At 49.5% G+C, this 15,153-nt stretch carries 19 protein-coding genes; 2 read left to right on the plus strand and 17 right to left on the minus strand.

The genetic code is table 11. The features are described 5' to 3' along the window. Window positions 1-8: 8 nt before the first annotated feature. From DWZ61_RS10640 to DWZ61_RS10695, 12 genes are all read right to left on the minus strand, one after another. Window positions 9-1,190, minus strand: coding sequence for an SAM-dependent methyltransferase (locus DWZ61_RS10640; protein ID WP_118538449.1), 1,182 nt, complete (start codon window positions 1,188-1,190; stop codon window positions 9-11). Window positions 1,191-1,238: 48 nt separating this feature from the next. Beyond that, on the minus strand, window positions 1,239-1,583 hold the full coding sequence (locus DWZ61_RS10645) for a hypothetical protein (RefSeq protein ID WP_022312602.1): 345 nt from the start codon (window positions 1,581-1,583) through the stop codon (window positions 1,239-1,241). Between the two features lie 62 nt (window positions 1,584-1,645). Further along, window positions 1,646-2,047 (minus strand): ATP synthase F1 subunit epsilon, encoded by a 402-nt coding sequence (gene atpC, locus DWZ61_RS10650; RefSeq protein WP_022312603.1) that lies wholly within the window; start codon window positions 2,045-2,047, stop codon window positions 1,646-1,648. Between the two features lie 20 nt (window positions 2,048-2,067). After that, on the minus strand, window positions 2,068-3,462 hold the full coding sequence (atpD, locus tag DWZ61_RS10655) for a F0F1 ATP synthase subunit beta (RefSeq protein ID WP_022312604.1): 1,395 nt from the start codon (window positions 3,460-3,462) through the stop codon (window positions 2,068-2,070). 226 nt (window positions 3,463-3,688) lie between these two features. Further along, window positions 3,689-4,549 (minus strand): ATP synthase F1 subunit gamma, encoded by an 861-nt coding sequence (atpG, locus tag DWZ61_RS10660; protein WP_022312605.1) that lies wholly within the window; start codon window positions 4,547-4,549, stop codon window positions 3,689-3,691. A gap of 39 nt (window positions 4,550-4,588) precedes the next feature. Further along, window positions 4,589-6,097 carry a F0F1 ATP synthase subunit alpha gene (gene atpA / locus DWZ61_RS10665; RefSeq protein WP_022312606.1) on the minus strand — a complete coding sequence of 503 codons (1,509 nt, stop codon included), beginning with the start codon at window positions 6,095-6,097 and terminating at the stop codon, window positions 4,589-4,591. 28 nt (window positions 6,098-6,125) lie between these two features. Then, complete coding sequence (atpH, locus tag DWZ61_RS10670; protein ID WP_022312607.1) at window positions 6,126-6,674, minus strand: ATP synthase F1 subunit delta; 549 nt, start codon at window positions 6,672-6,674, stop codon at window positions 6,126-6,128. Further along, on the minus strand, window positions 6,662-7,204 hold the full coding sequence (gene atpF, locus DWZ61_RS10675) for a F0F1 ATP synthase subunit B (protein WP_227062102.1): 543 nt from the start codon (window positions 7,202-7,204) through the stop codon (window positions 6,662-6,664). Before atpF ends, atpH begins: the two co-directional genes overlap by 13 nt. Window positions 7,205-7,229: 25 nt before the next feature. Next, the gene (atpE, locus tag DWZ61_RS10680) at window positions 7,230-7,484 is read right to left on the minus strand and encodes an ATP synthase F0 subunit C (RefSeq protein ID WP_022154830.1); all 255 of its coding nucleotides are present in this window, start codon (window positions 7,482-7,484) and stop codon (window positions 7,230-7,232) included. Window positions 7,485-7,564: 80 nt separating this feature from the next. Beyond that, window positions 7,565-8,296 (minus strand): F0F1 ATP synthase subunit A, encoded by a 732-nt coding sequence (atpB, locus tag DWZ61_RS10685; protein WP_118503654.1) that lies wholly within the window; start codon window positions 8,294-8,296, stop codon window positions 7,565-7,567. A gap of 12 nt (window positions 8,297-8,308) precedes the next feature. Beyond that, entirely contained in the window at window positions 8,309-8,836 is a 528-nt protein-coding gene (locus tag DWZ61_RS10690; protein WP_182427052.1) for an ATP synthase subunit I, read from the minus strand. After that, on the minus strand, window positions 8,808-9,065 hold the full coding sequence (locus DWZ61_RS10695; protein ID WP_022312611.1) for an AtpZ/AtpI family protein: 258 nt from the start codon (window positions 9,063-9,065) through the stop codon (window positions 8,808-8,810). Before DWZ61_RS10695 ends, DWZ61_RS10690 begins: the two co-directional genes overlap by 29 nt. Window positions 9,066-9,318: 253 nt before the next feature. On the opposite strand from DWZ61_RS10695, the gene DWZ61_RS10700 reads away from it, so the two are divergent. Continuing rightward, on the plus strand, window positions 9,319-9,879 hold the full coding sequence (locus DWZ61_RS10700) for a GNAT family N-acetyltransferase (RefSeq protein WP_118503658.1): 561 nt from the start codon (window positions 9,319-9,321) through the stop codon (window positions 9,877-9,879). A gap of 35 nt (window positions 9,880-9,914) precedes the next feature. Further along, entirely contained in the window at window positions 9,915-10,397 is a 483-nt protein-coding gene (locus tag DWZ61_RS10705; RefSeq protein WP_022312613.1) for a DUF402 domain-containing protein, read from the plus strand. A gap of 120 nt (window positions 10,398-10,517) precedes the next feature. On the opposite strand, the gene DWZ61_RS10710 is transcribed toward DWZ61_RS10705, so the two are convergent. From DWZ61_RS10710 to rpiB, 5 genes are all read right to left on the minus strand, one after another. Further along, on the minus strand, window positions 10,518-12,296 hold the full coding sequence (locus DWZ61_RS10710; RefSeq protein WP_118538451.1) for a GGDEF domain-containing protein: 1,779 nt from the start codon (window positions 12,294-12,296) through the stop codon (window positions 10,518-10,520). A gap of 16 nt (window positions 12,297-12,312) precedes the next feature. Next, window positions 12,313-13,476, minus strand: coding sequence for a cell wall hydrolase (locus tag DWZ61_RS10715; RefSeq protein WP_118538453.1), 1,164 nt, complete (start codon window positions 13,474-13,476; stop codon window positions 12,313-12,315). A 26-nt stretch (window positions 13,477-13,502) separates the two neighbouring features. Continuing rightward, window positions 13,503-13,994, minus strand: coding sequence for a dCMP deaminase family protein (locus DWZ61_RS10720; protein WP_118538455.1), 492 nt, complete (start codon window positions 13,992-13,994; stop codon window positions 13,503-13,505). Between the two features lie 11 nt (window positions 13,995-14,005). Next, a complete protein-coding gene (gene upp, locus DWZ61_RS10725; RefSeq protein ID WP_118538457.1) occupies window positions 14,006-14,635 on the minus strand; it encodes a uracil phosphoribosyltransferase in 630 nt (209 codons plus the stop codon). A 66-nt stretch (window positions 14,636-14,701) separates the two neighbouring features. Then, on the minus strand, window positions 14,702-15,133 hold the full coding sequence (rpiB, locus tag DWZ61_RS10730; RefSeq protein WP_022312618.1) for a ribose 5-phosphate isomerase B: 432 nt from the start codon (window positions 15,131-15,133) through the stop codon (window positions 14,702-14,704). Window positions 15,134-15,153: the final 20 nt, after the last annotated feature.

Raw genomic sequence — 15,153 nt, forward strand, 5'->3', positions numbered from 1 at the left:
TTCTTCACTCATTCATTATTCAGCAATTTTTCCAGTGTCGGTGCCACATGGAGCAGTTCCTCCACAGTACCGATATCTGCGCTTTTCTTCGGGCGCATACCGTTCTTTTTCACTGCCCGGATCAACAGATTCTTCGGGGTATGTTCCATATCGATGAATTCCAGGATCTGGGTCTCATAGCCCTGTTGTTCCAGCAGATTTGCTCTCAGAGCATCGGTGAGCAGTGCTGCCACGCGCTCCTTGATGATGCCGTATTTTAACACTGGTTTTAAAGGATCACATTTTATCTGCCGATTCAGTTCATGCTGACAACAGGGAACCGCCAGAATGACTCTGGCCCCCCATTTTACCGCCTTGTCTAACGCATAATCTGTGGCAAGGTCACAGGCATGCAGGGTCACCACCATGTCCGCCACATCTGTGCCCTCGTAGGTACTGATGTCTCCCCTCTCGAACTTTAATCTGTCATACCCCAGCTTTTCCGCCAGTTCATTGCAGTGCTGGATCACATCGGTCTTCAGATCCAGTCCGGTCACCTGGATATCTCTATGCTGTAATTCATGCAGATAATAGTACATTGCAAAGGTAAGATAGGATTTGCCGCAGCCAAAATCAATAATGCGGATGGTACGGTCTTTCGGCAGTTCATCGATCACATCCTCGATAAATTCCAGATACCGGTTGATCTGACGGAATTTATCAAATCTCGCCCTGGTCACCCGGCCGTCCGGGGTCTGCACGCCCAGTCCTACCAGGAAATCCACCGGCTTTCCTTCCTCTAAAATATAATGCTTGGTACGGTTGTGAGCCAGTGCCTGCAGTTCCTCCTCTTCAGAAGCAGCCGCCCCCTCCGTCCGCGGTGCCTTGCCACTGTTTTTCACCTTCAGTGTCAGCTTGCCCTTTTTGCTGACCAGAGCGGTGGCCTGCAGGGTCTTCGCTGAGAATTCTCCCTGCCGGAACTGCTCCTGTAAGGCGGTGCAGATCCGGTCCGTCATCTGTTCTGCTGTAAAATTCTCGTGAAACGCCTGAGTTCCTCTGTAAGCAGTCTCCTGGAACAACAGTTCCTCCCGGATCAGCACCGGGCGGATCTTTACCTTCTGGGTCTGTTCCGGATGACGGCTGTTGCTCAGGATAATCTGCTGCAGATCTTTATTCAAAATTTTCTGTAAAAGTATTTTCAGTTCTTCCATGGTTTATCCTGTTTTTCAAATGTTTTGCGCATATTATAGCACGCTTTCCTATAAGAACGCAATCATTCCCCGTCGTCCACCGTGTCTCCTTTTGTAGATCTCATTGCACACCAACACATGGATCAGATCCTTTGATACTTTTTCCGCTTCCTGTTCCAGGATCGTGCTGATCGTATCCGCTATCCGGAACAGACTCAGGCGGTCCGGATATTCATCATAGATCATGCTTCCTTCATAGTCGTATTTGTCCAATATTTCCGCAATTCTGCGCTGACAGCGTCTGACCTCTCCGGGATAGGTCTGCTGCAGATATTCCAGATCATTTAAGATCTCGTTTTCATCCATTCTTCCCGGATAGCCCGGAAGTGTCATAAAAAAAGGCCTTGATACCATATCCAAATGCCTCATGCTTTTTTATAGCATATGCGTAAAAGAAAAAAGAGGTGCTGCGAAGCTTATCGCAGCACCTGAATTCTTGCCATTGCTCTCTGCAATGCCGTCTCTGCCCTGGCAATATCCGTCTCCGGCGTCTTGCTGCGCAGTCTCTCTTCCGCACGGTGCAATGCTGCCTCCGCACGGTTTTCATCGATCTCATTCGGCCATTCGATAATCTCTGCCAGAATGGTAACTCCTTCGGGAAGGATCTCGGCGAATCCGGAATGCAATGCTGCCTCCTTCTCTCCGTCCTTCTCCGTAATATGCAGGATACCCGGCTTCACGATCACCGTCAGGGGAATGTGGCCCGGAAGGACACCAATCTGTCCTTCCGTGGTATTGAATTCTACCATATCCACAATTCCCTCATAGAATACTCTTTCCGGGGTTATGATACGAAGTGTGAATTCTTTATCTGCCATATCTGTACTCCCCTCTCATGCTATGCATGAACCTTTGCCAGTACATCATCAATGCTTCCGGCATTCAGGAAGTAGCTCTCCGGAATATCATCATGCTTACCGTCCAGGATCTCACGGAATCCACGGATGGTCTCGCTGATAGGTACATATTTTCCTTCCAGACCGGTGAACTGTCCTGCCACGAAGAAAGGCTGGGACAGGAATCTCTGGATCTTACGGGCACGGGATACGACCAGCTTGTCTTCCTCGGACAGCTCATCCATACCGAGGATAGCAATAATATCCTGTAATTCCTTATATCTCTGCAGGATCTCCTGTACACCGCGGGCGGTCTCATAATGCTCCTTACCTACGATTCTGGGATCCAGAATGCGGGATGTGGACTCCAGAGGATCCACTGCGGGATAAATTCCCAGTTCTACAATAGAACGGGACAGAACCGTGGTGGCATCCAGATGTGCAAATGTGGTCGCAGGTGCCGGGTCTGTCAGGTCATCCGCAGGCACATAAACTGCCTGTACGGAAGTAATGGAACCGTTCTTGGTGGATGTGATACGCTCCTGGAGCGCACCCATCTCTGTCTGTAATGTAGGCTGGTATCCTACTGCGGAAGGCATACGGCCTAACAGTGCGGATACCTCACTTCCGGCCTGGGTGAATCGGAAGATGTTGTCGATGAACAACAGCACATCTTTTCCGCCCTTGTCACGGAAGTACTCTGCCATGGTCAATCCGGTCAGACCGACTCTCATTCTTGCTCCGGGGGGCTCGTTCATCTGTCCGAATACCATGGTGGTCTTGTCCAATACGCCGGACTCCTGCATCTCGTGGTACAGGTCGTTACCCTCACGGGTACGCTCACCTACACCGGTGAATACGGAATATCCGCCGTGCTCGGTTGCGATATTACGGATCAGCTCCTGGATCAGTACGGTCTTACCTACACCGGCACCACCGAACAGACCGATCTTACCACCCTTCTGATAAGGGCAGAGCAGGTCAACGACCTTAATACCGGTCTCTAGCAGTTCTGTGTCCGTAGACTGCTCTGCGAAGGTCGGTGCGGCACGGTGGATAGGCTCGTAAGACACTCCTGCCGGTACCGGCTTGTTATCAATCGGCTGACCCAGTACATTAAATATTCTGCCCAGGGTATTCTCTCCTACCGGTACGGAAATGGGAGATCCGGTGGCGATAGCCTCCATTCCTCTCACAAGTCCGTCGGTAGTACCCATGGCAATACATCTGACAGTGTCATCACCCAAATGCTGGGAGACTTCCACTACCAGTTCTCCTCCATCTCTGGTAGGGATGCGGATCGCGTCATTGATCTCGGGAAGTTTGCCCTCATCGAAGCGTACATCCAGTACGGCACCGATGACCTGGGTGATCCTTCCTTTATTCTCTCCTGCCATTTCTACCTCTTTCCTGCCCACTATGCGGGCATTTCATAATCAACTCACATTTTGCACTTATGTCCCTGACAGGTTTGTATCATTCCTAAGCAGACCGTAAAGAAACGTCGGCACTTAATGAGCGCTTCAGCGCGAATTTAGTACCGCTACGTTTCGATCCGAGCGAAAGCGTGTCTGCGTGGAAGATACAAAGCCTGTCAGAGAAAAGCAGTGCAAAATATAAATATTAAAGCGCCTCTGCGCCTGCAATGATCTCTGTAAGCTCCTGGGTAATGCTTCCCTGCCTTGCGCGGTTGTACTTCAGTGACAGATCACTGATCATATCCTCCGCATTGCTGGTGGCATTATCCATGGCCTGCATACGGGCACCGTTCTCACTGGCTGCCGCTTCCATCAGTGCACCATAGATCAGACTGGATATATATTTCGGTATGATCATATCCAGTGCTTCCACATCTTCCGGTTCGAAATTCATCAGCGCATCGGCACCCTCTGTGGATGCACCCGCCTCTGCATCATATTCCACGGGCAGAAGCTTCAACAGCTTCGGCTCGTGGCTCACCGTGTTCTTGAAGTGTGTGTATGCCAGATAAATCTCGCCGATCTCTCCGGCTGCAAATGATGTCAGCAGTTTGTCCGACAGAAGCATTGCTTCGGCATATGTGGGCTCTTCGATGACCTCCGGATAGGATTCCTTCACGGTATATCCCTTTCTCTCCAGAATCTCCCGGCCCTTATTACCGATGGCATAAACCACAACGTCTTCTGCCTTCCACTCCTCCTGTCCAGTGATCAGCTTGGCCACATTGGAGTTGTAACCGCCTGCCAGACCTCGGTTGGAGGTGATGACAATGACCGCCTTTTTGGGGGAAGCCCCCGGAACGAGATACTTATGTTCCAGATGACCTACCCTGGACAGGATATTGTTTACGGTATCATACATACAGTCAAAATACGTCTGAGAACGTTCTGCACCTGCTCTGGCTCTCTGAAGCTTTACCGTAGATACCAGCTTCATGGCCTTGGTGATCTGCTGTGTGCCCTGAATGCTGGTCTTACGGCGCTTGATATCACGCATTGATGCCATAGTTACCTCTCATTCTGCCGTATATCACGGCTGACACACTTATTTCAGAAACTCTGCCTTGAAATCATTCAGTGCCTTCACAAGCTTTTCTTCCGTAGCATCGGAGATCACCTTTTCCTCAGCGATGGCTGCGGGGATCTCGGGATGCTTCGTATCCAGATAATCGAAGAACTCCTTCTCAAATCTGGTAATATCCTCTACAGGCACATCCAGCAGGAATCTCTTGGTTACTGCGTAGATGATGATGACCTGATATTGTACCGGCATGGGCTGGTACTGAGGCTGCTTCAGCACTTCTTTGATCCGTTCGCCCTGTGCCAGCTTCTCCTTGGTATCCGCATCCAGTTCGGATCCGAACTGTGCGAAGGAAGCCAGCTCTCTGTACTGGGCAAGCTCGGTACGGATAGGTGCTGCGATCTTCTTCATAGCCTTGATCTGTGCGGCACCACCTACACGGGATACGGACAAACCTGCATTTACCGCAGGACGGAAACCGGAGTTGAACATTTCTGTCTCCAGATAGATCTGTCCATCGGTAATGGAAATAACGTTGGTAGGGATGTATGCAGATACATCGCCTGCCTGGGTCTCGATGATGGGAAGTGCCGTCAGGGAACCTCCGCCGTATTCGTCGCTCATGCGGACTGCACGCTCCAGCAGTCTGGAATGCAGGTAGAATACGTCACCGGGATATGCTTCACGTCCGGGCGGACGACGAAGGAGCAGGGAGAGTGTACGGTATGCGGTAGCATGTTTGCTCAGGTCATCATATACCACCAGTACGTCTTCTCCGTTCTCCATCCACTCCTCACCGATCGCACAACCGGAATAAGGAGCGATATACTGTAAGGGAGCCAGGTCACTTGCCGTGGATACCACAACGGTGGTATAAGCCATGGCACCGAACTCCTCCAGTGTTTTTACGATATTAGCCACGGTAGATGCTTTCTGACCGATAGCTACATAGATACATTTTACATTCTGACCCTTCTGGTTGATGATCGTGTCGATCGCAATAGCGGTCTTACCGGTCTGACGGTCACCGATGATCAGCTCACGCTGACCTCTTCCGATGGGAACCATGGAGTCGATTGCCTTGATACCTGTCTGGAGCGGCGTGTCTACGCTCTTACGAGTGATTACACCACTTGCCACACGCTCAATCTTACGGAATTTGTCAGTCTGTACGGGGCCTTTACCATCAATAGGCTGTCCTAAGGAGTTCACTACTCGTCCAAGCAATGCGTCTCCTACGGGAACCTCTACCACACGTCCGGTGGTCTTGACGATATCACCCTCTTCGATATTGCTGGCACTTCCCAACAATACGACACCGACATTATCTTCTTCCAGATTCAGCACCATGCCATATACATCGCCGGGGAACTGTAACAGCTCACCCTGCATGGCATTTTCCAGTCCATGTACACGAGCGATACCATCCGCTACCTGAATGACGGTTCCGACATCGGATACATCCAGCTGGGAAGAATATCTTTCGATCTGTTCCTTAATGACGGAACTAATTTCTTCTGGTCTTAAATTCATGGATCTGTCGCACCTTTCTTTCAGCCGGTCATCCCAGCTGAATATTTAATAATTGTTTCTTCATATCTTCCAGTTTGGTCCGGATACTGCTGTCCACCACCCGGTCACCCACCCGGATCACCATTCCGCCGATCAGCGTCGGATCCACATGGTAATACACATCAAAGGTCTGATAGGAAGTCGTAGCCAGCAGCTTATTTTTCACTGCCTGCTTCTGGGCCTCCGTCAGCTCCACTGCGGTATCCACATATGCGGTTCCCATCTTTTCAGATTCTCTGACCAGTTCGGTAAAATAAGCAAAGATTGCCTTTAATGAGCCGTAACGTTCCTTGGTCACCACGATCTTCAGAAACTCTGTCAGATCATCACTGACTCTGCCACGGAAGACCTGTTCCACCATGGAGAGTTTTTCCTGTTTGGGGATTCCGGGATGTTTCATCAGCTTGTCAAAATCCGGATTGTCTTCCAATATTTTCTCAAGCTGTGCGGTCTCATTCATTAGCTGGATCGCATTTCCATGGTCGACTGCCGCTTCGAAAAGGGCTTCTCCATAGACTTTGGAAACTAATTTTGCCATGTATCCTCACCCATTTCCTTCAGCGTCTCTTCGATCAGGCTGTTCTGTCTGGTGGTGTCTATGGAAGCGCCTACCAGCTTACCTGCCATGACTGATGCCACGGATACGATCTCCTGTTTGATCTCATCGGACATTTTCTGCTTTTCCAGTCTGGCTTCTTCCTGTGCTCTCGCCAGGATTCTGGCTGCCTCTTCCTTGGCCTGTGTGACGATACGCTCCTCGTTCTGAAGAGCCCGTCTTCTGGCATCACTTAAGATGTCCTCCGCCTCTTTGTCGATGTCCTTCAACTTCGCCTCATACTGTGCCTTCAGTTCTGCGGCCTTTTCCTGATTGTCCTTTGCCTCTTCCAGTTCTCCCCTGATCTTCTCTTTACGATCATTTAAGAACTTTCTGGCCGGATTGAACAGAAAATAGCTGAGTGCCAGGAACAATACGAAGATGGCAATGATCATCAGGCAGGAGTCTGCCAGCAGCTGCCAGTCCAGGTCAAACAGTCTTGACATGGTCTCGCCTTCTGTTAATAGTATCATTTTCATCCGCATTCCTTTCGTTTAATCAGGGAAGTAAGGGCTTTACGAACAGCAGCAGCATAGCGATCAACAGACCGTACAGACCGGTGGTCTCGGCAACTGCCTGTCCCAATAACATGGTAGAAGTGATCTCGGACTTTGCTCCGGGATTACGTCCTACTGCTGCAGCAGCGTGTCCTGCTGCGATACCCTGGCCTACACCGGGTCCGATACCGGCAATAACTGCCAGACCAGCACCGATTGCAGAACAGCCTAAGATAAAGTTTTCATTAAAATCCATAGTAAATCCTCCTATTATTGAGATTCTTATCAGAATCTTTCTAGCATAGTTTCAGATAGCCATACCTGAACAGTACAGCTTTAAGCGTCTCCTCTTGCATTGGCAATGTAAGTCATGGTCAGCATACAGAATACGTATGTCTGGATGGCTCCGGAGAACAGGTCAAAGTATACATGCAGTGCTGCGGGCCACGCTGTAGCGATCACACCCAACAGTCCGTAGATCAGTGCCATCATTACCGTTCCGGACAATACGTTTGCGAACAGACGTAATGAAAGGGAAATCGGTACTGCGATCTCACTGATCAGGTTAATGGGCAGCCAGATCGGCAGCCAGGGGGGCAGCGGGGAACACATGCCTTCCCAGATTTCTTTCGGCTTCTGGTACTTGAACTGATTGTAATGGATCAGCAGGAAGGTCAGAACACCGAGAGGCAATGTCACACCGTAGTCCGCTGTGGGGGGACGCAGGCCTAACAGACCGGAAATATTGCTCACCAGAATGAAGATGAAGATCGTTCCGATGTAGTTGTAGAACTTCGGTGCGGCCTTGCCCATGGGAGCATCCACCATGGCATCCAGCTTCTCCACGATCAGCTCCACCACATTCTGAAAACCTTCCGGCACTTCTCTGGCTTTGGCCATCTGGCGGTTGGCAGCAATGGCAAAACCAATGATAAGCAACATGACGATCAGCACACACACATGTGTGGTCGTTATCCATACCTCATGGCCGAAAAAGGAATACTTAAACACGCCATGTATCATAAAGTCGATATTGTCGGCACCGGATAACAGAATTCCATGTTCCATTGTTTCACCTCCTTATTGTTTATTCTGTTGTTCCTCTGTCACTTCTCCATCCTTCGGGGCTTCCGCTTCTTCCGCAGTCTGCGGAGCAGTTTTGTCTTCCGCAGTCTCCTCCGGCATCGCCTGGGGTATCGGATCCGTCTCGTGGAACAGTTTATTGCATAATTTATGGGTAAGCGGCTGTAAAAATGCCGTTACTTTCATACATATAACATAGGTGAAAAAGAAAATCAGAGGATTCATCACTCCGGTCTTCATCATCACCAACAGGAAAAAAATCAACATGACATATCGTAAGACATAGGCACGGATGATCATTTTCGTAGCAGTCTTCTCGGGCTGGTCCAATGCCCGGTCCAGGGAACGGTACATATGATATGTGGAAACCAGCGCCAGCAGAACGCCAAACCACAGACTTTTGGCATACATTGCTTCATCCTTTGCAATAAATGCTCCTATGATCTGCGCTGACACTCCCAGGAACAAGATCCCAAGATCCATCTCCAGAACCGTTCTATTTATCTTTTTTAGTGTGTTTATCATCGCCGTCTTCATAAATTGTCCTGGCCATCCGGTATACATTCTGCCCTCCGGCCACAGCTCCCATACAGAAAAGCAGGATCATCCAGAAGTCCGTTCCGAAATGTTTATCCAGCCAGATGCCGGCTGCGGACATCAGGCAGATCGGTACCAACATATTGATACCAAATTGCATGATCAGTGTGATCGCCCGAAACACCTGTCTGTCGTAGGGTTTCTTTTTTCTTGACACTGTGTCCTCCTGTGTTGATTTCTGCTCTCAGCATTTATTTTTGTACATTTTTGAAAATATTTTCCCACTGCAGGGCAAACCTATAGTCATTATAACGAAATCTTAACATGATGTCCAGTAAAATCCCCCTGTCTAAATGGTAAAAAATCTATAAAATCCTGTGAAAAAAAGATTGACTTGAAATCTCTCCGGAAGTACTATTTGAGTAACTATTCAGTGACTTTACACCCTTATAGAAAGAAGGATGACGCGAATGAAGACTACAGACATCAAAAGACAGCTGCGGATCCGTATCGCCACCCCTGAGGATGCTGCAAGGCTGGTTGCCATTTATGCCCCTTATGTGGAAAATACCTCTATTACCTTTGAGTACATCGTTCCTTCCGCAGAAGAATTTGCGGACCGGATCCGTCACACTCTTACCCGTTATCCTTACCTGGTGGCTGAACTGGACGGGGAGCCGGCAGGATATGCTTACGCATCCGCTTTTAAAAGCCGCGCTGCTTATGACTGGTCTGTGGAGACTTCCATCTATGTCAGCCGGGATCTTCGAAGCAGCGGTGTCGGCAGTCTGTTATACGAAAAGCTGGAGGAATACCTGACCGCACAGCACGTCTGCAATGTCTGTGCCTGCATCACCTACCCCAATCCTCCCAGCATCGCCTTCCACGAAAAGCATGGTTATAAAACCGTGGCACATTTTCACGCTTCCGGTTACAAGCAGGATGCATGGCATGATATGATCTGGATGGAGAAGACGCTGTGTCCTCACACGATCCCTCCCAGGCCTTTTATCCCGTTTCCGGAACTGTGACCGTTGTAAAGCACACCGCACAAAGGAGAAACTCTATGAGCAACGAACTTCAGATCTACCGTAAACGGCTGATCCCGGAAGAATGCATTTTATTAAAGGATGATATTATCGTCGAGCAGAACGAAGACTACATTCTGACCAAATGGAAGACCTTGAATCCCAAGACCACATTTTCCCACGGCTGTTCCTGCTATTATCTCAAGGAAGGCTTCAAGATCAGCAAGTTCTACCGCCATGACGGTTCTCTGCTGTACTGGTACTGCGATATTGTGGAATATACTTCCCGACCGGAAGATAATTCCCTGATCGTCACGGATCTGTTGGCTGACATTATCCTCTATCCCGATGGAAGGATGCATGTCGTGGATCTGGACGAGCTGGCCGAGGCTCTGGAAAAGGGGCTGATCACCCAGGCTCAGATGAGTGCCTGCCTGCGCCAGCTGAACAACCTGATCACCATTATCTACCGGGACAAGTTCGACAGGCTGCAGAATCCGTTGGATAGGAGCGGGCTGTAGCTGCAGTGCTTACTTTTTGCTCCCTGGTCAGAACTATTCAGAGTAACACATTCGCAAAATAAATGAGAGCATAGGCTCTTACGGACACAAGTGTCCGACGAGCTTCTGCTCTCACTTACTTTACTCTGAATAGTTCAGCAGGTTTCCGATGCAGTGTCCCAGAATCGTCAACAGTGTAATATCTTCATCCGACCACTTACGGTTGCGGTTGAACACATCATAGTTCACGATCACATTCGGCACTCCCTCTTTGCGGCAAAGACATTGCAGGAAAGCACCGATCTCCTGCTTCTGCATCACGGCAAATGCCGCCGGATCCTGGGATCTGAGTTTCAATGTGTTGGATTCTATAAAATTATCATCATCCCCGAATAGCGCAAGATACTTCTCATCTTCAAAAAGTCCTCTTCCATCCGGTACTTCTACCATGTAATTACCATTCCGGCATACTAGCTGCGCTCCCGACTCTGAATAAATCGTGATTCCATCCAGATCAAACAGACTGCGGATCTGCTGCAGCCGTTCTTCCTTTTTTACAATGGAGTTCACATCGGATACACACAGTTCGGTGATCATCTTCGTGATGACTTCCCGCTTTTTCTCCTTAGATACCGCATAGGCCATAGCCATGTTCTGCATATCGTCGCTTTCCAGCTTGCCGTGAAGTCTCTCTTCATAGATGATATGGCGGTTCTTGCCTTTTTCCTTGGCCAGATAGAGGGCCTTATCCGCCTTGCGCATCAGTTCCTCGTATTCGCTTCCATCTACCGGATACTCTGATACGCCAATAGAAGCTGTCGCATGGGTCTTCGGATCAAATGCCAGAGCAAATTCCTTCGCAATGGTCTTCAAAAGTGTCTTCAGCTGTTCTCTGGTCTCCACTTTCTCCAACAGGATCACATACTCGTCTCCGCCGAATCGTCCGATCACGCCCCGCTGTCCCACCAGCACCTGCATGATCTCCGCCACTCTCCGGATGACCTGGTCACCAAAAATATGCCCGTAGGTATCATTGATATGTTTGAAATCATCAATATCAATGATCACCAGCCATCTGGTACTATGATCCTTGCGGTTCAGCTGTTCGATGGTGTACTCTGTCCATGCCCGCTTGTTCAGCAGACCGGTTCCGGCATCTCTGGCTGCCGGAGTCAGATAATAGGCTTCCTTCTCCCGGTTTCTGTCCTGGGTTATGATGCCCGCTACCATATCACGCTTCTTCGGGATCCGTGCGCCTTTGACCTTCCATATTCCCTTGTCCTCCTGCCCGCTGACGAATTCCATCTCGAAGAAATCGTCCCCGTTACGCAGATGTGCGCAAAAGGTCCGCAGCTGATCTTCCAGTCTGGAAATATCACTGCCCTCATGTGCCTGTTCCACATTCCGGATCAGCGCATTCATAGGCCCTTCAAACTGGTTCATGGCCCGCTCGTTGACATATTTATAGACCGTAATACTGTCCTGTTCGATCAGATATTCAAAAAAGTAAACATCTTCCAATGTCATAAAATGACGGTACTTCAGAATGCTCTGCTCCAGTCGTAAATTCCGGTTCTCCAGATCATGAATATCTGAAACGGTGATCTGATACAACGGAATCCCGTTCTCCGTCTGTTCACTCTGTTCCAGACGCAGATACACATTCCTTACACTGTCCTTCAGATTGTGAAGCACCGTGATCAGTTCCAGCGGTTGGAACGTATCCGCCTCCACTGCTTTTTTCAACAGCTCCCCGTCTTCCGGCAGAAGCAGTTCACTCACCGGCCGGAAAGAATTCTCCCCTACGAATTCATAGAAAAATTCCGACGCCTTGGCTGCTACCAGATCCTGCCTTACGAAGATCTTCCAGTCCATGATTCTATTTGCATAACCCTTTTGTTCTACGCTGTTGAGTCTCATAGATTTTCGCTTTCGTTTAATAAAATACGTGTCCGCCGATATTGATACCTGTCAGTCCTTCCACCGGTGTGCGGAAATATACACAGTTTCCTACATTGGTCACACCGGACATAGCCTCGTCTGCCGCCTGGTAGCAGCGGCTGGTGGCTTTATTGGTGGCCAATGCCAGTTCCAGACGTCCGCTGGCCACCGGTGAGAACTGTTTGTTCTGATAGATCACTCCTACCACTGTGTTGGGATAAACAGAACTTCTGACACGGTTGATAACCACACTGGCTACCGCCAGCTGACCGTCATAGGGTTCTCCGCCCGCTTCACAATAGATCAGATTTGCCAGCAGATAACGGTCTCCCTCTTCAAAGGAGATATCCGAAATGTCCCGCCAGGTTGCGTTTGCCGCCTTCTGGGACATGGCGATCTCTTCTGCCAGCTTTTTCCGGAGTGTTTCCAGATTTTCTTCTTTTTGTTTGATCTCCTGTTCATATGCCAGGGCTCTCTGCTCTGCTTCCGAAATATCCCCGGCATATTCTGCAATGCTGTTAGATGTCTGGCTGATCAGACCGGACACCTTGCTTTTCTCGGCTTCCGCTGCCACCTTCAGACTATCCAGCTCCGTTTTCTCTGCCTGCAGTCTCGCCTCTTCCTCTTCGATCAGCTTGCGGTTCTCTTCGAATTCCTGCAGTTTCTTCTGGTCATAGGCTGCGATCCGTTCAAAAAAGTCCGCAGCGTTCAGCAGTTTATCGAAGCTCTGGGCATTCAGCAAAGCGTTGATGTAACTGGTCTCATTCCGCTCGTACATATCCCGTACCCGGATCACCATACATTCATACTGCCATGCTTCCGTAGCTTTCGCCTCTTCCAGACTGGCCTGGGTATCCGCAATCTCCTGCTCCTTGTCTGCGATCTGCTGTTCCAGATCTGACAGATTATTACTGACTTCCGTCAGCTGACCGTTCAGATTATTCAGTTGTCCCTTGAGGGAATTCTGTTCTCCCTTCAGGTTCTCCAGATTATCATTTTCCTCATTCAGCTGATTCTGCAGGTTGTTTTTCTCTTCCTGCTCTTTCTGAATCTGCTGCCAGGTACTGCTGGTAGCTTCCACTTTGATATCTTCTGAAGAAAAGGCTCCTGCAAGGATCACTGCTGTAAGCAGCACAGCTGTCTTCTGTAGGCGCTTCAACCGTTTTACTCCTTTTATCTGTTGCTTCAGACCTCGATGCGTATCATGCGGCCCGTCTTACGGTACTGCGCGTAATTCACTCCGGCCGCGTCAAACATCCGCTTGGCTGCCCGGTTGGACGGAGTTCCCGCATACTTATCGCTGTCATATACCACCGTGCGGATCCCCGCCTGGATAATGGCTTTCGCACATTCATTGCAGGGAAAAAGAGAGACATACAGCTTCGTCCCCTCCAGGGAACCGCCACGATAATTCAAAATAGCATTCAGTTCACTATGTGTTACAAAGGGATACTTTGTCAGATTCCTGTCATTGTCGTTCTCCCTCTCCCAGGGGAACTCATCGTCGGAACAACCCTTGGGGAAGCCGTTGTATCCCATGGACAGGATCTTGTTGTCCGGGCTGACAATGCAGGCTCCCACCTGGGTATTCGGGTCCTTGGACCGCATTCCAGACAGGTGGGCCACCCCCATAAAATATTCATCCCAGCTGATATAATCGCTGCGTTTGGCACTCATGGGTGTCTCCTTTATTTGGTACCGAAAATACGGTCTCCTGCATCTCCCAGTCCGGGAACAATGTATCCATGATCATTCAGCTTCTGATCCAGTGCTCCGATATAGATATCCACATCCGGATGTGCTTCCTGCATAGCTTTTACACCTTCGGGTGCAGCGATGATGCACAGCAGACGGATGCTCTTGCAGCCCTTGTCCTTTAACAGCTGAATGGCTGCGATGGAAGAACCGCCGGTAGCCAGCATGGGATCTACCACGAATACCTCACGCTCTGCACAGTCTGCAGGCAGCTTGCAGTAATATTCTACAGGCTTTAAGGTCTCAGGATTGCGATACAGGCCGATATGTCCTACTTTTGCAGCAGGGATCAGGGATAACATACCGTCTACCATACCCAGACCTGCACGCAGGATAGGTACCAGTGCCAGCTTTTTACCCTTTAACTGCTTCACGGTGGTCTTGCAGATAGGGGTCTCGATCTCTACTTCTTCCAGAGGCAGATCCTTGGTTGCTTCATAACCGATCAGCATTGCGATCTCGCTGATGTTCTGTCTGAAGTCCTTGGTACCGGTCTCCTTTCTGCGGATGATTCCGATCTTCTGCTCGATTAAGGGGTGATCCATAACTACTACTTTTGACATATTGTTGTCCTCCTGTGTTTTGTATTTGTTATAATGGTATTTCGTTGTTCGTGTCTGTGTAATGCATTAAACCTCTTCGATCAGGCTGATTCTGCGGCTGTGTCTCTCTTCTCCGGAAAAAGGTGTATTCAGGAAAGTCTCCACGATCTCCAGCGCCAGGTTCTCACCGACAATGCCTGCACCCATTGCCAGCATGTTGGCATCGTTGTGCAGTCTGGTCATCTTCGCCGACAGAGGATCGGAGCAGAGTGCGCAGCGGATCCCCTTTACCTTGTTGGCAGAAATGCTGATACCGATACCGGTGGTGCAGATCACGATACCCTTCTCGCAGGTACCGTCTGCCACAGCCCTTGCCGCTGCATGTCCGAACACAGGGTAATCGCAGCTTGCCTTGCTGTCACATCCCATATCCTGATAAGGAATGTTCTTCTCCTCTAAATATTTCTTTACTCTTTCTTTCAGATCATATCCGCCATGATCACTTGCGATTGCTATCATTTTCCTTCTCCTCGTATTTT

The organism is Clostridium sp. AF34-10BH, from assembly GCF_003478095.1.
Classification (GTDB): domain Bacteria; phylum Bacillota; class Clostridia; order Lachnospirales; family Lachnospiraceae; genus Acetatifactor; species Acetatifactor acetigignens.